Source organism: Pseudomonas sp. PSPC3-2 (genome assembly GCF_049897085.1).
In the GTDB taxonomy this organism is placed as follows: domain Bacteria; phylum Pseudomonadota; class Gammaproteobacteria; order Pseudomonadales; family Pseudomonadaceae; genus Aquipseudomonas; species Aquipseudomonas paraveronii.
Window position 1 is genome coordinate 23,546 of the sequence record NZ_JAFCVO010000010.1, and the last position, 17,567, is coordinate 41,112.

A 17,567-nucleotide genomic window follows, 5' to 3' on the forward strand; every position below is an offset into this window, starting at 1 on the left:
CTCACTGAACCGCGCCCGCTGGCGTGTTCAACAACACAACGGCAGCAGTCACCAGCAAATTGATCAGGGTCAGCGGCAGGCAGAAGCGCCAGCTGAAATCCATCACCTGGTCATACCGTGGACGCGGAATGGAAGCGCGCAGCAGGATAAACAGCATGATGAAGAACGCGGTCTTCAGGAAAAACCAGAAGAACGCCAGCTGCGGCAGGATGCCGAACGGACCGTGCCAGCCGCCGAAGAACAGCGTGACCAGCAGGGCCGAGATCAAGATGATGCCGATGTACTCACCGACGAAGAACATGCCCCACTTCATGCCGGCATATTCAATGTGGTAACCGTCGGCCAGTTCCTGTTCCGCTTCCGGCTGGTCGAACGGGTGACGGTGAGTCACGGCGACGCCAGCGATGAAGAACGTACAGAAGCCAAAGAACTGCGGAATGATGAACCACAGGTTCTGCGCCTGGTACTCGACGATGTCGCGCATGTTGAACGAGCCGACCTGCACCACGATGCCCATCAGCGCGAGGCCCATGAACACTTCGTAGGACACGGTCTGGGCCGAGGCCCGCAAGCTGCCCAGCAGGGCGAACTTGTTGTTACTGGCCCAACCGGCGAACAGTACCGCGTAGACCGACAGACCGGCCATGGCGAAGAAGAACAGCAGGCCGATGTTCAGGTCCGCCACGCCCCAGGTCGGGGTGATCGGGATGACCGCGAAGGCGATCAGCAAGGCGCTCATGGCCACCACCGGTGCCAGGGTGAAGATCACCTTGTCGGCAAACGGTGGCGTCCAGTCTTCCTTGAAGAACATTTTCAGCATGTCGGCAGCGATCTGGAACATGCCGAACGGGCCAACGCGGTTCGGACCGTAACGGTCCTGCCACCAGCCGAGCAGACGACGTTCGACGAAGCTGAGCAAAGCGCCCGCCACGACCACGGCCAACAGGATCACGATGGCCTTGACGACCGCAATGATCACGTCGATGACTTCAGGGGTGAACCAGGTCATTGCGCTGCCTCCTGCAGACCGTCAACGGTTTGGCCAAAGATCGACGGTGGAATACCGGCGATGCCTTTTGGCAGTGCAACCAGGCCGGCGCCTAACTCGTCGTTGATGCGCAGCGGCAGACGCAGGGTCTGACCGGCCACGGTCAAGCTGAGCAGGGCACCGTCGTTGACGCCCAGGCGGTCGGCTTCGGACTTGGCCACGGACACGTAGGCTTCCGGGATGCGCTCTTGAACCGGTGCGGCTTTGGACGAGGTCTCGTCGCTGCCGAACAGGTGGAAGAACGGTACAACCTGCCAGGTGCCCTGGGCTGGGTTGAACGGACGCGGTACGGCGGCGAACCAGTTCAACGCGTCGCCCTGGGTTTCGATCAGGCGGGTGCCCGGGTCGCCAGCGCGGATATGACCACCGACTTCGTCCTGGAACTTGTTCCAGGCCTGCGGCGAGTTCCAGCCCGGCGACCAGGCAAATGGCACCTGCTGACGTGGCTCGACCGAACCCGAGTAACCTTCCATGGAGAAGGCGAACGCGGTGTCGTTGTCTTGCGGAGTACGCGGTTCATGCACGCTGATGTCAGCGCGCATGGCGGTACGACCGGAGTAACGCAGCGGCTCACGGGCGAGTTTCATGCCCTTGATGCGGAACGCGGCGGACGGTGCTGCGTCAACGATGCGCGCCAGTTGCGGGGCGCTCGCAGCGACGGCTGCAGTGACGTGGTCGAGCTGGGTCCAGTCGATCGGCTGATTCAGCAGGGTCGAGCGCAGGGCATGCAGCCAGCGCCAGCCTTCGTGAACCAGGATGCTGGCGTCCATGTACTTCGGATCGAACACCTGGAAGAAGCGCTGGGCGCGGCCTTCCTGGCTGACCAAAGTACCGTCGCCTTCAGCGAAGGTCGCAGCCGGCAATACCAGGTCAGCACGCTCGCTGGTGGCGGTCTTCTGGTGATCGGCAACGATCAGTACTTTGGCGGCGTTCAGCGCGGCGTCGACCTTGGCCGAATCCGTGCGGGTGTACAGGTCGTTTTCCAGCACCACAAGGGCGTCGGCTTTGCCATCGATCACGGCTTGCAGGGCGCTGTCGACGGACTCGCCACCGAGCATGGCCAGGCCGAGGCTGTTGGCTTCCGGCACGATCAGGCTGATGGAACCGTTCTTCTCGCGCAGCTTCAAGGCCTTGGCGATGTTGGCCGCCGCTTCGATCAGCGCCTTGGAACCCAACGAGGTGCCGGCAATGATCAATGGGCGCTTGGCCGCCAGCAGGGCGTCGGCGATGCGCTGGGCAAGTGCCACGGCTTCAGCGTCCAGGCCTTCAACGGCAGGCGCGCTGGCGTCGAGGGCGTGGGCCACGGCGAAACCGAGGCGGGCCAAGTCATCTGGCGCTGCGTGTACGCATTCTTCGGCGATGTCGTCGAGCTTGGTTTCGGCCAGGCTGGCGATAAACAGCGGGTTCAGCGCGTGCTGGCCGATGTTTTTCACTGCGGCGTCGAGCCAAGGCTGCACGCGCATGGCGTCGGCCATGGCTTCGGCCTTGCCTTTGACCGACTGGCGCAGCGACAAAGCCATACGCGCGGCGGTCTGGGTCAGGTCTTCACCGAGCACGAAGATCGCATCGTGGTCTTCGATGTCGCGCATGTTCGGCACCGGCAGCGGGCTGTCGTTCAGCACTTGCAGGACCAGGCGGATGCGCTCCAGTTCAGCGGCTTCGATACCGCAGTAGAAGTGTTCGGCGCCGACCAGTTCGCGCAACGCGTAGTTGCTTTCGAGGCTGGCGCGTGGCGAACCGATGCCGACGATGTTGCGACCGCGCAGCAGGTCGGCGGCTTTATCCAGGGCTTCGTCGGTGTTCAGCTTCGCGCCGCCGGCCAGCAGTGGCTGACGTGGGCGGTCTTCGCGGTTGACGTAGCCATAGCCGAAACGGCCACGGTCGCACAGGAAGTACTGGTTGACCGAACCGTTGAAGCGGTTTTCGATGCGACGCAGTTCGCCGTAGCGCTCGCCCGGGGAGATGTTGCAACCGCTGGAGCAGCCATGGCAGATGCTCGGGGCGAACTGCATGTCCCACTTACGGTTGTAGCGCTCGGAGTGAGTCTTGTCGGTGAACACGCCGGTTGGGCAAACCTCGGTGAGGTTGCCGGAGAATTCGCTTTCCAGTACGCCGTCTTCAACGCGACCGAAGTACACGTTGTCGTGGGCGCCGAATACGCCGAGGTCGGTGCCGCCGGCGTAGTCTTTATAGAAACGCACGCAGCGGTAGCAGGCGATGCAGCGGTTCATTTCGTGGGAAATGAACGGGCCCAGCTCCTGGTTCTGGTGGGTGCGCTTGGTGAAGCGATAGCGGCGCTCGTTGTGGCCGGTCATCACCGTCATGTCTTGCAGGTGGCAGTGACCGCCTTCCTCGCAGACCGGGCAGTCGTGCGGGTGGTTGGTCATCAGCCATTCGACGACACTGGCGCGGAACGCCTTGGATTCATCATCCTCGATGGAGATCCAGGTGTTGTCGGTGGCTGGGGTCATGCAGGACATGACGATACGACCACGGGTGTCGTTCTCGTCGGTGTACTGCTTGACCGCACACTGGCGACAGGCACCGACGCTACCAAGAGCGGGGTGCCAGCAGAAATAAGGGATGTCGAGGCCTAGTGACAGACACGCCTGTAACAGGTTGTCCGCCCCATCGACTTCGAGCGCTTTGCCGTCTACGTGGATAGTGGCCATGGTTCAAAGTTCTTCGTTGGCCCGTTGTCAGCGGGCGTGGCTAATGGAATCTTGTTATTCATGTGCATCAACACAGCCTTGACGGCGTCAGCACATGACGAGGCGAGGGGCACGGACCCTTCGCCGGTTTAAGCGTTACGCGCCGACTACGATCGGCCTCGCCAGAGGCGGGACGGCGGCGCTGGTGGGCGCGATGCCGGCTTCGAACTCCGAGCGGAAATATTTGATTGCGCTGCCCAATGGCTCCACGGCGCCCGGTGCGTGAGCACAGAAGGTCTTGCCTGGGCCGAGGAAGCCGACCAGCCCCAGCAGGGTTTCGATGTCACCCTCGCGGCCTTCGCCTTTTTCCAGGGCCATCAGCAGCTTGACGCTCCACGGCAGACCGTCGCGGCACGGGGTGCAGAAACCGCAGGATTCGCGGGCAAAGAACTGCTCCATGTTGCGCAGCAGCGAGACCATGTTCACGGTGTTGTCCACCGCCATCGCCAGGCCAGTACCCATCCGGGTACCCACCTTGCCGATGCCGCCGGCATACATCTGTGCGTCGAGGTGCTCGGGGAGCAGGAAGCCGGTGCCGGCGCCGCCTGGCTGCCAGGCCTTGAGGGTGTAGCCGTCGCGCATGCCGCCGGCGTAGTCCTCGAACAGCTCGCGCGCGGTCACGCCGAATGGCAGTTCCCACAGGCCAGGGTTCTTGACCTTGCCAGAGAACCCCATGAGCTTGGTGCCCATGTCTTCACTGCCTTCGCGGGCCAACGATTTGTACCAGTCCACGCCGTCGGCAATGATCGCCGGCACGTTGCACAGGGTTTCGACGTTGTTCACGCAAGTCGGCTTGCCCCACACGCCAACGGCGGCAGGGAAGGGCGGCTTGGAGCGCGGGTTGGCGCGGCGGCCTTCGAGGGAGTTGATCAGTGCGGTTTCTTCACCGCAGATATAACGCCCGGCGCCGGTGTGTACGAACAGTTCGAAGTCGAAACCCGAACCGAGGATGTTCTTGCCCAGCAGGCCTGCAGCCTTGGCTTCTAGCACTGCTCGATTGAGGTTCTTGGCGGCGGTGGTGTATTCGCCACGCAGGAAGATGTAGCCCCGGTAGGTTTTCAGCGCGCGTGCACTGATGAGCATGCCTTCGATCAGCAGATGGGGCAGTTGCTCCATCAGCATGCGGTCTTTCCAGGTGTTCGGCTCCATTTCATCCGCGTTGCACAGCAGGTAGCGGATGTTGATGGATTCGTCTTTGGGCATCAGGCCCCACTTCACGCCAGTGGGGAAGCCTGCACCGCCGCGGCCCTTGAGGCCGGCGTCCTTCACGGTCTGGACGATATCGTCCTGAGCCATGTCGGCAAACGCTTTGCGCGCAGCCGCGTAACCGTTCTTGGCCTGGTACTCCTCGAGCCATACAGGCTCGGCATCGTCACGCAGGCGCCAGGTCAGCGGGTGAGTCTCGGGCGACCGCTTGATGCGGTTGGCCGGGCCGAAGGAAGTCAGGGTCATGGGTAGCCCTCGAGCAATTGGGTCACGCCAGCAGGCTGCACGTCACCGAATGTGTCGTCGTCGATCATCAACGCCGGCGCCTTGTCGCAGTTGCCCAGGCAGCACACCGGCAGCAGCGTGAAGCGGCCGTCCGGGGTGGTTTGGCCGAGGCCGATGCCCAGCTTGTTCTGGATCTCGCTGACCACCGACTCGTGACCACCGATGTAGCAGACCATGCTGTCGCATACGCGAATGATGTGGCGGCCCACGGGTTGGCGGAAGATCTGGCTGTAGAACGTGGCCACGCCTTCAACATCGCTGGCGGGGATGCCGAGTATCTCGCCGATGGCGTAGAGGGCGCCGTCCGGCACCCAGCCACGTTCCTTCTGGACGATCTTCAGGGCTTCGATCGACGCCGCGCGCGGGTCTTCGTAGTGATGGAGCTCGTGCTCGATGGCCGAGCGCTCGGTTTCACTCAAGGTGAAACGGTCTGTCTGGATAAGCGTGTTATTCATGCTTAGCGGTCCACGTCGGCCATAACGAAATCGATACTACCCAGGTACGCAATCAAGTCCGCGACCATCTCGCCTTTGATCACCGAAGGGATCTGCTGCAAGTGCGGGAAGCTTGGAGTACGAATCCGGGTGCGGTAGCTCATGGTGCCGCCATCGCTCGTCAGGTAATAACTGTTGATACCCTTGGTCGCTTCGATCATCTGGAAGGATTCGTTGGCCGGCATGACCGGGCCCCACGAAACTTGCAGGAAGTGCGTGATCAGGGTTTCGATGTGCTGCAGCGTGCGCTCTTTCGGCGGCGGCGTGGTCAGCGGGTGATCCGCCTTGTACGGGCCGGCCGGCATGTTGCGCATGCACTGCTCGATGATTTTCAGGCTCTGGCGCATTTCTTCGACGCGCACGATGCAACGGTCGTAGGCATCGCCGTTGGCCGCCAGCGGGACTTCGAATTCGAAGTTCTCGTAGCCGGAGTACGGACGCGCTTTACGCAGGTCGAAATCGCAACCGGTGGAACGCAAGCCTGCACCGGTGACGCCCCATTCCAGGGCCTCTTTGGTGTTGTAGGCCGCGACGCCGATGGTGCGGCCCTTGAGGATGCTGTTGTCCAGGGCGGCTTTCTGGTACTCGTCCAGACGCTTGGGCATCCAGTCGATGAATTCCTTGACCAGGCGCTCCCAACCATTGGGCAGGTCGTGGGCGACACCGCCAATGCGGTACCAGGCCGGGTGCAGGCGGAAACCGGTGACGGCTTCGATGACCTTGTAGGCGCGCTGACGGTCGGTGAAGGTGAAGAACACCGGGGTCATGGCGCCGACGTCCTGGATATAGGTACCCAGGAACAACAGGTGGCTGGTGATCCGGAAGAACTCGGCCATCATGATGCGGATGGTATCGACGCGGTCCGGTACCTTGATGCCGGCCAGCTTCTCGACCGAGAGCACGTAAGGCAGGTTGTTCATCACGCCGCCGAGGTAGTCGATACGGTCGGTGTACGGGATGAAGCTGTGCCAGGACTGGCGCTCGGCCATCTTCTCGGCACCACGGTGGTGGTAACCGACGTCGGGCACGCAGTCGACGATTTCTTCGCCGTCCAGTTGCAGGATGATGCGGAAGGCACCGTGCGCTGAAGGGTGGTTCGGGCCCAGGTTGAGGAACATGTAGTCCTCGTTGGTGCCGGAACGCTTCATGCCCCAGTCTTCCGGACGGAAGCGTGCGGCTTCTTCTTCAAGCTGCTGCTTGGCAAGCGTCAGGCTGAACGGATCGAATTCGGTGGCGCGGGCAGGGAAGTCCTTGCGCAGCGGGTGACCTTCCCAGGTCGGCGGCATCATGATGCGCGACAGGTGCGGGTGGCCCGGGAAGTCGATGCCGAACATGTCCCACACTTCGCGCTCGTACCAGTTGGCGTTTGGCCAGATACCGGTCACGGTCGGGACGCTCAGGTCGCTCTCGGACAGGGCGACCTTGATCATCACGTCGCTGTTACGTTCCAGCGACATCAGGTGGTAGAACACGGTGAAATCGGCGCCGCTCGGCAGTCCCTGGCGTTTGGTGCGCAGGCGCTCGTCCACGCCATGCAGGTCATAGAGCATGACGTATGGCTTGGGCAGGTTGCGCAGGAAGGTCAGGACTTCGACGAGCCTGGCACGCGCCACCCACAGCACCGGCATGCCGGTACGTGTGGCCTGGGCGGTGAAGGCGTCAGGGCCAAAACGGTTATTGAGTTCGACGACCACATCCTGGTCGTCTGCCTTATAAGGCGGGATGCGTCGAGCACTGCCTGTAGTCATGGTTTTTTATCGCTTTCGGTCAACGTAAAGAATGAAGCCAGGTTTTCGTTCTATAAAAGAAGCGGCTCTGGATCAAACTTCGTCGGGGCTGCGCAGGTTGGTGACCTGAATACGCTGTTCGCGGCGCTGTTCCTTTTGTGACGGCATCTCGGCGCGGTAAACGCCTTGATCTCCGACAACCCAGGAAAGTGGGCGACGCTCCTTGCCAATCGATTCCTGCAACAGCATCAAGCCTTGCAAAAATGCTTCAGGGCGGGGCGGGCAGCCAGGCACGTAGACGTCCACGGGCAGGAACTTGTCCACCCCCTGAACAACGGAATAGATGTCGTACATGCCACCGGAGTTGGCGCACGAACCCATGGAGATAACCCACTTTGGCTCGAGCATTTGCTCGTAGAGACGCTGAATGATCGGCGCCATCTTGATAAAGCAGGTTCCGGCGATAACCATGAAATCCGCCTGACGCGGCGATGCCCGGATCACTTCGGCGCCAAAGCGCGCGATGTCGTGGGGCGCCGTGAAGGCGGTGGTCATTTCCACGTAGCAGCAGGACAGACCGAAGTTGTACGGCCACAGGGAGTTTTTACGCCCCCAGTTGACCGCACCGCTCAGCACGTCTTCCAGCTTGCCCATGTAGATGTTTTTGTGGACTTGGTCTTCTAACGGATCGGAAACGGTTTCCCGTTCGCCGATGGGGTACTGCTCGTTAGGAGCATCCGGGTCGATCCTGGTGAGATTGTATTGCATCGCCAAAGCCTCATTGTTTCAGCTTCGCTTGCCGCTTGCGACGAGCTTCCGGAGCCCAATCAAGGGCGCCCACTCGAAATAGGTAGACAAGGCCTGCCAACAGAATTGCTATGAAAACGAGGGCTTCGACGAATCCGGTCCAGCCGCTTTCGCGGACGGACACAGACCAGGCAAAGAGAAAGAGGGCTTCGATATCGAAGATCACGAACAGCATCGCGACCAGATAGAATTTGGCTGAGAGCCGCAAGCGGGCGCCACCTGTGGGCAGCATGCCGGACTCGAACGGTTCGTTTTTGCTGCGGCCCCAGGCTTTTGACCCGAGTAGGCTGGAGACGCCGAGCATGAAGGCACAGAGGCCGACAACACCGAGGAGGAAAATGGCAAAGCCCCAGTTGTGGGCCATGAGTCCTGTCGCTTCGGTCATGCTGGTAATCCTTAACAGAGAGCAAAGGTCTCTGAGCTCGAAAAAGTAACAATGCAGTGACGATATGTCGCAGCGGAATCAATCGCGGTGATTTTATGGCTAAACACCGGGCAAGTAAAATTCCTATAGCGAAATTATTCGGTGGAATAAGCACATAGTACACCTCCTTGAGGCTGCAGCCCTTGATTTACGGGCATTAGCGGGCTTTTTATCAAATATGTTTTGTTTAACCTGTAACGACGCTTTCATGGTCCAAATGATAATGAATGTTGTTTGGGTGAGCGTTAAGCGGATGGTCATGGTTCGGCACAGGAAGTTGTCGTTACTTGCTTGAATACCGCTAGTTGCCGGAGCGGATCTTTTATCCGATTTATCTGAACAAAATACCGCTTTGGATCAATGTTTTGCCCAAAATTTTAGGTTGGGCACATTTCCCAATGTGGGAGGGGGCTTGCCCCTGATTGCGCTGGATCAGCAACGAAGTATTGACTGACACACCGTAATCGGGGGCAAGCCCCCTCCCATATTTTTGATTTGCGTGGTGTCAGGGGGAGTTTTTTCGGGCAAAAAAACGCCCCGAACCAGTCGGGGCATAGATCGAGCGGCATTGCGGTTAGCTTTTCATAGGGCCCGCAATGGCCGTTTGCTCAGTCACTCAGTGGAACTGTTCTTCTTCGGTCGAGCCGGTCAGCGCGGTCACGGACGAGCTGCCGCCCTGGATCACGGTGGTCATGTCGTCGAAGTAGCCGGTGCCCACTTCCTGCTGGTGAGCCACGAAGGTGTAACCCTTGGAGGCGTCAGCGAATTCCTGCTCCTGCAGCTTCACGTAGGCGGTCATGTCGTTGCGGGCGTAGTCGTGCGCCAGGTTGAACATGCTGTGCCACATGTTGTGGATGCCGGCCAGGGTAATGAACTGGTGCTTGTAGCCCATGGCGGACAGTTCGCGCTGGAACTTGGCGATGGTTGCGTCGTCCAGGTTTTTCTTCCAGTTGAAGGAAGGCGAGCAGTTGTAGGACAGCAGTTGGTCCGGGTATTCCTTTTTGATCGCTTCAGCGAAGCGACGGGCTTCTGCCAGGTCCGGCTTGGCGGTTTCGCACCAGATCAGGTCAGCATAAGGGGCATAGGCCAGGCCGCGAGCGATGGCCTGGTCGAGACCGGCGCGCACTTTGTAGAAGCCTTCCTGGGTACGTTCGCCAGTGACGAACGGTTGGTCGTATGGGTCGCAGTCCGAAGTCAGCAGGTCGGCAGCGTTGGCGTCGGTACGGGCCAGGATGATGGTCGGTGTACCGGCAACGTCAGCAGCCAGACGGGCAGCGGTCAGCTTCTGTACGGCTTCCTGGGTCGGTACCAGTACTTTGCCGCCCATGTGGCCGCATTTTTTTACCGAGGCCAGTTGGTCTTCGAAGTGAACGCCGGCAGCGCCTGCTTCGATCATGCTCTTCATCAGCTCGTAGGCGTTCAGCACGCCGCCGAAACCGGCTTCGGCGTCAGCCACGATCGGTGCGAAGTAGTCGATGTAGCCTTCGTCGCCCGGGCCTTTACCGGCTTTCCACTGGATCTGGTCGGCGCGACGGAACGAGTTGTTGATGCGCTTGACCACGGTTGGCACGGAGTCCACCGGGTACAGCGATTGGTCGGGGTACATGGATTCGGCGGAGTTGTTGTCCGCAGCCACTTGCCAGCCGGACAGGTAGATCGCCTGGATACCGGCTTTTACCTGTTGGACTGCCTGGCCACCGGTCAGGGCGCCCATGCAGTTGACGAAATCTTTGTCGGGACGGAAGGAAGGCTTGGCGCCCTGGGTGACCAGGTTCCACAGCTTCTCGGCGCCGAGTTTTGCAAAAGTGTGCTCAGGTTGAACCGAGCCACGCAGGCGGACGACGTCAGCAGCGGAGTAAGCGCGGGTCACGCCTTTCCAGCGTGGGTTTTCAGCCCAGTCTTTTTCAAGGGCTGCAATTTGCTGTTCGCGTGTCAGTGCCATGGAGATAAACCTCGTCGCATAGGTCTGGGTGGAAAATTCCGTTTGCCAGCCACGTATACAGTGCGTGGGGATGGCTGCTCGCTGACCAGAAGCACCGGTGTTCAAGTCAAGTCTGGCGGGGAGGCGACGGGATGAACGAAGGGCGAGAGGGGAGTTGGGCAGGTAAGGGCAAACTGCGAACGGTCTTCGGGCATCGTGGGCCTTTGGGCGATCCATCAGTGTGTAGCCGCGTTACCTGGTTAGCTTCCGTCCCTCGGGACAACTTCGTTCCAGTCGCAACCTCGTCAAACACACCTTGTGGGCGGTACAGACACGAATCGGCTCAGGTGGGTAACTTAGAGTGACGATCCGAAGGCCCTTGCCAGGGCCTCTGATTAGCGGGAGCGACGCCATCATGCCCATGCTTTTTTGGATCGTCAAATGTTTTGTAGTGCTTTTTTTCTGGCACTACATCTTTAGTCTCATACGACTCGTCAGTCAGTTATTGGTGCTTCAGTTCAAGGTCTCGACTTTAACGCGTAAAGTCAGGTCGTCGCGGCCCTGGGTAGTGTAGGTGCGGGTTGTAGAGGATTTGTCGGCCTGGGTTTCGCGATTGATGCCGGCCAGCGGAATCCACTCGCCCAGGCGGCCGCTGACGCTTGTGTCGGTGCTCTGCACGTTCACTACATCGGGACGTTCCTGGCTCATACGGTCACGGTTGGTACTGATCGCCAGGTGTACGGTGTCGCCTGTCACGCTGGCGGTCACGTAGAAGCCTTGAGTGACGTTGCGGTACTGGGTCTGGTTTTGCGGGCGGCCATAGGCGTCGGGCTGGGTGGTGGTCAGCGGCACGCTCTGGCCCACCTGGATCAGTGCGGGCACGCCTTCACTGGCCTGGATCTGCTGGATCCCGCCGTCGCGGCTGGCGGTACCGTAGCTGATGATGCGGGTTTGACTGTCGCCACTGTTTTGCTGGTTGTTTTCGTTGGTGTCGACGGTGATCAGCAGGCGCTTGGCCGGTGTGTCCAGTTGCGCGAGCAGGGCGCGCAGGCCCTGGATCTTGGCAGGGTCGGCATTGACGATCAGTTGATTGCCGTAGGCGCTGACGGTGCCATCCTTGCCGAGGAAGTTCTGCGCCACGGGCAGCAGGTCGGCGCTGGTGCGGTTGCTCAGGTTGACGACTTCGGTGTCGGCCACTGCCGTGAAGCTGGCGGTCAGGAGGAGGGCGGTGAGCAGGGTGCGTAGGGACATGTCCGTTATCTCTGCGAGTCATAAGGCTTGATAGTGCCAGTTTATCGGCCTGGCGGGTCGCAAGTTGAATCGTAGACGGCAAAACACCCTGGCATCGATGGATGGCAGGGTGTGTGGTGCTGCTGAAATAGCTATTGGGGGCAAGTCGAATCGTCGCACCGCCCCTCCCACATTTTGACCGAGACATCCCTTGGAATGCGGTCAAGTGTGGGAGGGGCGGTGCGACGATTCGACTTGCCCCCGATAGCCGCGACGCGGTCTAGGATCAGCCCTCGCGCACCATGTCGACATGCGGAATCCCGACTTCAAGGAATTCCTCGCTGACAGTCTTGAAGCCCAGTCGCTCATAGAACGGCGCAGCATAGACCTGTGCGCTGAGGAACTGTTTGCGCTGGCCGCGTTTTTCGGCTTCGCCAATCACCGCTTCCATCAGCTTGTCGCCGACTTTCAGCCCGCGCCAGTCCTTGAGGACCGACACGCGGCCGATCTCGCCGCTGGGCAGCAGGCGTGCGGTGCCAATCGGAAAGTCGCCCTCGAACGCGAGGAAATGCACGGCGTCCGCGTCATCTGCATCCCATTCAAGTTCCGGTGGAACCGATTGTTCGGCGATAAATACCGCTTCACGAATGCGCCGAATCTCGGCGATATCCTTATGCCAGTCCGCGACACTTACGTGAATCCTATTCATCGGCAAACCCCAGGCTTCCTTGCTTGACCAGTTCGCACAGCAGGTCGCGGGCATCTTCGTCCGCCAGCCATTCACCGAGGTTGTCGATGTGCAGGGCTTCGGCTGCGCAGATCATTTTCAGCAGTTCGCGCAATTTGCCGGGCAGGTAACGGCTCTGGCCGCTGGCAAACAGCAGCAGGTCGTCGTCCACTTCGGACCAGGCCATGCGCGCGCTTGGGTTGCGGATCAGTACGCCGCCGTCTTCCAGGCTGCCGACCACGTCTTCTTCCTGCAGCTCTTCTGGGCCTGCGACCAGTTCCGGGTAGCGCGGCTCGGTCATGAACTGGCCGAACCAAGTCAGCAGCATGCGCTCGTCGCTCATGTGCTCGGCCAGCAGGCTTTTGAGACGGTCGAGGGCGTCGCTCTGGATCTGGTGCGGGTCGCTGGCCGGCTGAATGTCGGCGTCCGTGTAGCGCTCTTCGTCGGTCAGGTACTGGCTCAGGAAGTCGGTGAAGTGGGTTAGCACTTCGGCAGCGCTAGGCGCGCGGAAGCCTACCGAGTAGGTCATGCAGTCATCTTCTGCAATGCCGTAGTGGGCCAGGCGTGGCGGCAGGTAGAGCATGTCGCCCGGTTCCAGCACCCATTCGGCGCTCTCTTCGAATTCGGCGAGGATGCGCAGGTCGGCGTGTTGCAGCATCGGGCTTTCAGAGCTGCACATCTGGCCGATCTTCCAGTTGCGCTTGCCATGGGCTTGCAGCAGGAACACGTCGTAGTTATCGAAGTGCGGGCCCACGCTGCCGCCGGGCGCGGCGAAGCTGATCATCACGTCGTCGATGCGCCAGCTAGGCAGGAAGCGGAACTGCTCGAGCAGTTCGGCGACTTCCGGCACGAACTGGTCGACCGCCTGCACCAGCAGGGTCCACTCGCGCTCGGGCAGGGTGCTGAAGGTGTCTTCGGCGAACGGACCGCGGCGCAGTTCCCACGGACGCTCGCCGTGTTCGATCACCAGGCGCGACTCGACTTCTTCTTCCAGGGCCAGGCCGGCCAGTTCATCGGCATCGATCGGGCTTTCGAAGTCAGGAATGGCCTGGCGGATCAGCAGCGGTTTTTTCTGCCAGTAGTCGCGCAGGAATTCCCGTGCCGTGATGCCGCCCAGAAGTTGAAGAGGGATATCAGGATTCATGTGTAACCTATTGAAAAAAAGCACTTTTAAGACTGAAATAAAAACGCCCGGCGCGGCCGGGCGTCTCAAAGGGGCTTGCTATGATCAGATGCGTTTGGCTTGGGCCACGGCGTTGCCGATGTAGTTGGCCGGGGTGAGCAGTTTCAGCTCGGCCTTGGCAGCGGCGGGCATGTCCAGGCCGTCGATGAAAGTTTGCAGTGCTTGAGGGCTGATGCCTTTGCCGCGCGTCAACTCTTTGAGCTTCTCGTAGGGGTTTTCGATGTTGTAGCGGCGCATCACGGTCTGGATCGGCTCGGCCAGTACTTCCCAGCATGCATCCAGGTCAGCGGCGATTTTCTGCTCGTTGAGTTCCAGCTTGCTGATGCCTTTGAGGCTGGCTTCGTAGGCGATCACGCTGTGGGCAAAGCCCACGCCGAGGTTGCGCAGTACGGTGGAGTCGGTCAGGTCTCGCTGCCAGCGGGAGATCGGCAACTTGCTGGCCAGGTGCTGGAACAGCGCGTTGGCGATGCCGAGGTTGCCTTCGGAGTTCTCGAAGTCGATCGGGTTGACCTTGTGCGGCATGGTCGACGAACCGATTTCACCGGCAATGGTGCGCTGCTTGAAGTAGCCCAGGGAGATGTAGCCCCAGACATCGCGATCGAAGTCGATCAGGATGGTGTTGAAGCGCGCAATCGCGTCGAACAGCTCGGCGATGTAGTCGTGCGGTTCGATCTGCGTGGTGTACGGGTTGAAGCCCAGGCCCAGTTCGTCTTCGATGAAGGCGCGGGCGTTGGCTTCCCAGTCGATCTCCGGGTAGGCCGACAGGTGGGCGTTGTAGTTGCCTACGGCGCCGTTGATCTTGCCCAGCAGCGGGACGGCAGCGACTTGAGCGATCTGGCGCTCCAGGCGGTACACCACGTTGGCCAGTTCTTTGCCCAGGGTGGTCGGCGAGGCTGGTTGACCGTGGGTGCGCGACAGCATCGGCACAGCGGCGAAGCGGATCGCCAGTTCGCGGATGGCTTCGGCGGTCTGGCGCATCAGCGGCAGCATCACGTCATCGCGGCCTTCGCGCAGCATCAGCGCGTGGGACAGGTTGTTGATGTCCTCGCTGGTGCAGGCAAAGTGGATGAATTCGCTGACCTTGGCCAGTTCCGGCAGCTTGGCCGCTTGCTCTTTGAGCAGGTATTCGATGGCTTTGACGTCGTGGTTGGTGGTGCGCTCGATCTCTTTGACACGCTCGGCGTGCTCCAGAGAGAAGTTTTCCGCCAGCGTGTTCAATGCAGCGTTGGCCTCGGCGGAGAACGCCGGCACTTCACTGATGGCAGGGTGAGCGGCCAGGCGCTGGAGCCAGCGCACTTCAACCAGTACGCGGGCACGGATCAGGCCGTATTCACTGAAAATCGGGCGCAGGGCCTGGGTCTTGCCGGCGTAGCGGCCGTCAACAGGGGAAACCGCAGTGAGCGAAGAGAGCTGCATGGGGTGTTCTCGGACAGTCGGGCAACGAAATGGGGCGCGTATCATACATGAAAAAATCCGCCGGTCCGTTGCCAACTGACCGGCGTATTACGCGTAACGGCTTGAAAATAGCCCGTGGCTGCGACTTATTCGTTGCGCATCAACGGGTAAAGCTCTTTGAGCAATTTGCGACGGCTGATGACCAACTGCCAACGATGACCACCCAATTGGCGCCACAACCGCGCCGAACGAATACCGGCCAGGAGCAGGGCGCGGATCTTCGAGGCGTTGTTCGGTTGTTGCAGGTTGCGCATATCGCCATGCACCTGGATGCGCTGGCGCAATGTGCTCAAGGTGTCCTGGTACAGCGCGCCGCAAGCGGCGATGACGTTTTCGTGGGCCGGGCCGAAGTGTTCAACCTGGGACTGGATCTGCGGCAGGCGCTTGCCGATGGTCTCGAGCAGGTCGTCACGCTTGGCCAGTTGGCGCTCGAGGCCGAGCATCGACAGGGCGTAGCGCAGTGGTTCGCGCTGCAAGGTACTCGGGTCGCGTTCCAGTGCGCCGACCAGCGCACGGTAGCCTTCGCGCAGCGCCAGGTCGTCACCGCCGTAGACTTCCAGGGTGTCCTTGGGGTCGCGAATCAGCAGGCTGCCGAGCATGCAGGTCAGGCCGGCCTCGGTGACCTGGCCGGTCTTGGCGATCTTGTCCACCAGCACTGCGGCGAGGAATACCCCGCCAAGCGCCGTCAATTGCTCCTGGGTCGGGCTCATGCCTGGCTGCTCCAGGGTTCGGCGATTTCAATCACGCCGCCCCCCAGGCACACCTCGCCATCGTAGAACACCACGGACTGGCCAGGCGTGACCGCGCGCTGCGGGTCATCGAAGGTAGCGCGGTAGCCGTCGGCGGTTTTTTCCAGGGTGCAGGGCTGGTCGCTCTGGCGATAGCGTACCTTGGCGGTCAGGCGGCGCGGGGCGCTCAGGTCCACCGGGTTGACCCAGTAGATGTCTGAAGCGAGCAGCGCGCGGGAGAACAACCATGGGTGCTCATTGCCCTGGCCCACGATCAGTTCGTTGTGTTCCAGGTCCTTGACCAGCACGTACCACGGCTCGTCACCGGCGTCTTTCAAGCCGCCGATGCCCAGGCCCTGGCGCTGGCCGATGGTGTGGTACATCAGGCCGTGGTGGCGGCCGATGACCTCGCCTTCGGTGGTTTTGATCTCGCCCGGTTGCGCCGGCAGGTATTGCTTGAGGAAGTCGCTGAAGCGGCGCTCGCCGATAAAGCAGATCCCGGTGGAATCCTTCTTCTTGGCGGTGGCCAGGTCGTGCTGCTCGGCGATCCTGCGCACTTCGGGCTTTTCCAGTTCGCCTACGGGGAACAGGGTCTTGGCGATCTGTTCGCCGCCGACGGCGTGCAGGAAGTAGCTCTGGTCCTTGTTGGGGTCCAGGCCCTTGAGCAGTTCGGTGCGCCCGTCGATATCGCGACGGCGCACGTAGTGGCCAGTGGCGATCAGGTCGGCGCCGAGGATCATGGCGTAGTCGAGGAACGCCTTGAACTTGATTTCGCGATTACACAGGATGTCCGGGTTCGGCGTGCGGCCGGCCTTGTATTCGGCCAGGAAGTGCTCGAACACGTTGTCCCAGTACTCGGCCGCGAAATTGGCGGTGTGCAGCTTGATACCGATCTTGTCGCACACGGCCTGGGCATCTGCCAGGTCGTCCATGGCGGTGCAATATTCCGTTCCATCGTCTTCTTCCCAGTTCTTCATGAACAGGCCTTCCACCTCATAACCCTGCTCCATGAGCAGAACGGCGGAAACGGAAGAATCCACGCCGCCGGACATACCGACGATGACGCGCTTCTTTTGTGTGTCAGAAGGGGCTGGATCACGCATAGGGTTTCAACGGGTGTCTTGAAAAAGGACGCGATTCTAACAGGCCCAAGCCTTCAAGGCTAAAGAGAAGGTCGGATCAATTCGAGACTGTGGCGAAAGCCTGCCAGATAATCATCGATACAGCGGATGATCAGCTCGCTGCGCCAGGTGTCACGCAGGGCCATCAGCTCCTCACGGGTCAGCCAGCGGGCGCGCACGATGCCGTCGTCTAGTTGATAGTCCGGGTGGTGTTTTAGCGCCTTGGCGGTGAAGCAGACCCGCTGGTAGGTCACGCCGTTGCTCGGGGCAGTGTACAGGTAGATGCCGACGATGCCGGTGGCTTCGACGTCCCAGCCGGTTTCTTCAAGGGTTTCGCGCACGGCGGCTTCGGTCAGGGTTTCGTGCGGGTCGAGGTGGCCGGCGGGCTGGTTGAGCACGGCACGGCCGCCTTTGAGTTCTTCGACCATCAGGAAGCGGCCGTTGTCTTCGACGATGGTGGCGACGGTGATGTGGGGTTGCCAGGTCATTGGATGCCTCTC

15 protein-coding genes are annotated in these 17,567 nt (G+C 60.8%); all 15 read right to left on the bottom strand.

Annotated features, from left to right (window positions below; genetic code table 11):
• Window position 1: 1 nt before the first annotated feature.
• Window positions 2-1,009 carry an NADH-quinone oxidoreductase subunit NuoH gene (gene nuoH / locus ACP7CJ_RS17530; RefSeq protein WP_088426354.1) on the bottom strand — a complete coding sequence of 336 codons (1,008 nt, stop codon included), beginning with the start codon at window positions 1,007-1,009 and terminating at the stop codon, window positions 2-4.
• Window positions 1,006-3,720 (bottom strand): NADH-quinone oxidoreductase subunit NuoG, encoded by a 2,715-nt coding sequence (gene nuoG / locus ACP7CJ_RS17535; protein ID WP_426100840.1) that lies wholly within the window; start codon window positions 3,718-3,720, stop codon window positions 1,006-1,008. Before nuoG ends, nuoH begins: the two co-directional genes overlap by 4 nt.
• Window positions 3,721-3,855: 135 nt before the next feature.
• Window positions 3,856-5,211 (bottom strand): NADH-quinone oxidoreductase subunit NuoF, encoded by a 1,356-nt coding sequence (gene nuoF, locus ACP7CJ_RS17540; protein WP_276197510.1) that lies wholly within the window; start codon window positions 5,209-5,211, stop codon window positions 3,856-3,858.
• Window positions 5,208-5,705, bottom strand: coding sequence for an NADH-quinone oxidoreductase subunit NuoE (nuoE, locus tag ACP7CJ_RS17545; protein ID WP_017848059.1), 498 nt, complete (start codon window positions 5,703-5,705; stop codon window positions 5,208-5,210). The genes nuoF and nuoE overlap by 4 nt, the downstream gene beginning before the upstream one ends.
• Window positions 5,706-5,707: 2 nt before the next feature.
• On the bottom strand, window positions 5,708-7,492 hold the full coding sequence (gene nuoC, locus ACP7CJ_RS17550; protein ID WP_276197511.1) for an NADH-quinone oxidoreductase subunit C/D: 1,785 nt from the start codon (window positions 7,490-7,492) through the stop codon (window positions 5,708-5,710).
• A gap of 72 nt (window positions 7,493-7,564) precedes the next feature.
• Window positions 7,565-8,239 carry a NuoB/complex I 20 kDa subunit family protein gene (locus ACP7CJ_RS17555; RefSeq protein ID WP_003219572.1) on the bottom strand — a complete coding sequence of 225 codons (675 nt, stop codon included), beginning with the start codon at window positions 8,237-8,239 and terminating at the stop codon, window positions 7,565-7,567.
• Between the two features lie 10 nt (window positions 8,240-8,249).
• Window positions 8,250-8,663: an NADH-quinone oxidoreductase subunit A gene (locus tag ACP7CJ_RS17560; protein ID WP_003219575.1), complete on the bottom strand. Its 414-nt coding sequence runs from the start codon at window positions 8,661-8,663 to the stop codon at window positions 8,250-8,252.
• Between the two features lie 655 nt (window positions 8,664-9,318).
• Complete coding sequence (gene aceA, locus ACP7CJ_RS17565) at window positions 9,319-10,644, bottom strand: isocitrate lyase (RefSeq protein ID WP_276197512.1); 1,326 nt, start codon at window positions 10,642-10,644, stop codon at window positions 9,319-9,321.
• Window positions 10,645-11,136: 492 nt separating this feature from the next.
• A complete protein-coding gene (locus tag ACP7CJ_RS17570) occupies window positions 11,137-11,874 on the bottom strand; it encodes a secretin N-terminal domain-containing protein (protein ID WP_426100842.1) in 738 nt (245 codons plus the stop codon).
• Window positions 11,875-12,139: 265 nt separating this feature from the next.
• The gene (locus ACP7CJ_RS17575; protein WP_426100844.1) at window positions 12,140-12,562 is read right to left on the bottom strand and encodes a GNAT family N-acetyltransferase; all 423 of its coding nucleotides are present in this window, start codon (window positions 12,560-12,562) and stop codon (window positions 12,140-12,142) included.
• A complete protein-coding gene (locus tag ACP7CJ_RS17580) occupies window positions 12,555-13,724 on the bottom strand; it encodes a cupin domain-containing protein (RefSeq protein WP_276197514.1) in 1,170 nt (389 codons plus the stop codon). The genes ACP7CJ_RS17575 and ACP7CJ_RS17580 overlap by 8 nt, the downstream gene beginning before the upstream one ends.
• Before the next feature lie 84 nt (window positions 13,725-13,808).
• Window positions 13,809-15,179 (bottom strand): adenylosuccinate lyase, encoded by a 1,371-nt coding sequence (purB, locus tag ACP7CJ_RS17585; RefSeq protein WP_247397111.1) that lies wholly within the window; start codon window positions 15,177-15,179, stop codon window positions 13,809-13,811.
• A 125-nt stretch (window positions 15,180-15,304) separates the two neighbouring features.
• Window positions 15,305-15,928 carry a high frequency lysogenization protein HflD gene (gene hflD / locus ACP7CJ_RS17590; protein ID WP_010172715.1) on the bottom strand — a complete coding sequence of 208 codons (624 nt, stop codon included), beginning with the start codon at window positions 15,926-15,928 and terminating at the stop codon, window positions 15,305-15,307.
• A complete protein-coding gene (gene mnmA / locus ACP7CJ_RS17595) occupies window positions 15,925-17,049 on the bottom strand; it encodes a tRNA 2-thiouridine(34) synthase MnmA (protein ID WP_426100846.1) in 1,125 nt (374 codons plus the stop codon). The genes hflD and mnmA overlap by 4 nt, the downstream gene beginning before the upstream one ends.
• 59 nt (window positions 17,050-17,108) lie before the next feature.
• A complete protein-coding gene (locus ACP7CJ_RS17600) occupies window positions 17,109-17,555 on the bottom strand; it encodes an NUDIX hydrolase (protein WP_276197516.1) in 447 nt (148 codons plus the stop codon).
• Between the last annotated feature and the right edge of the window lie 12 nt (window positions 17,556-17,567).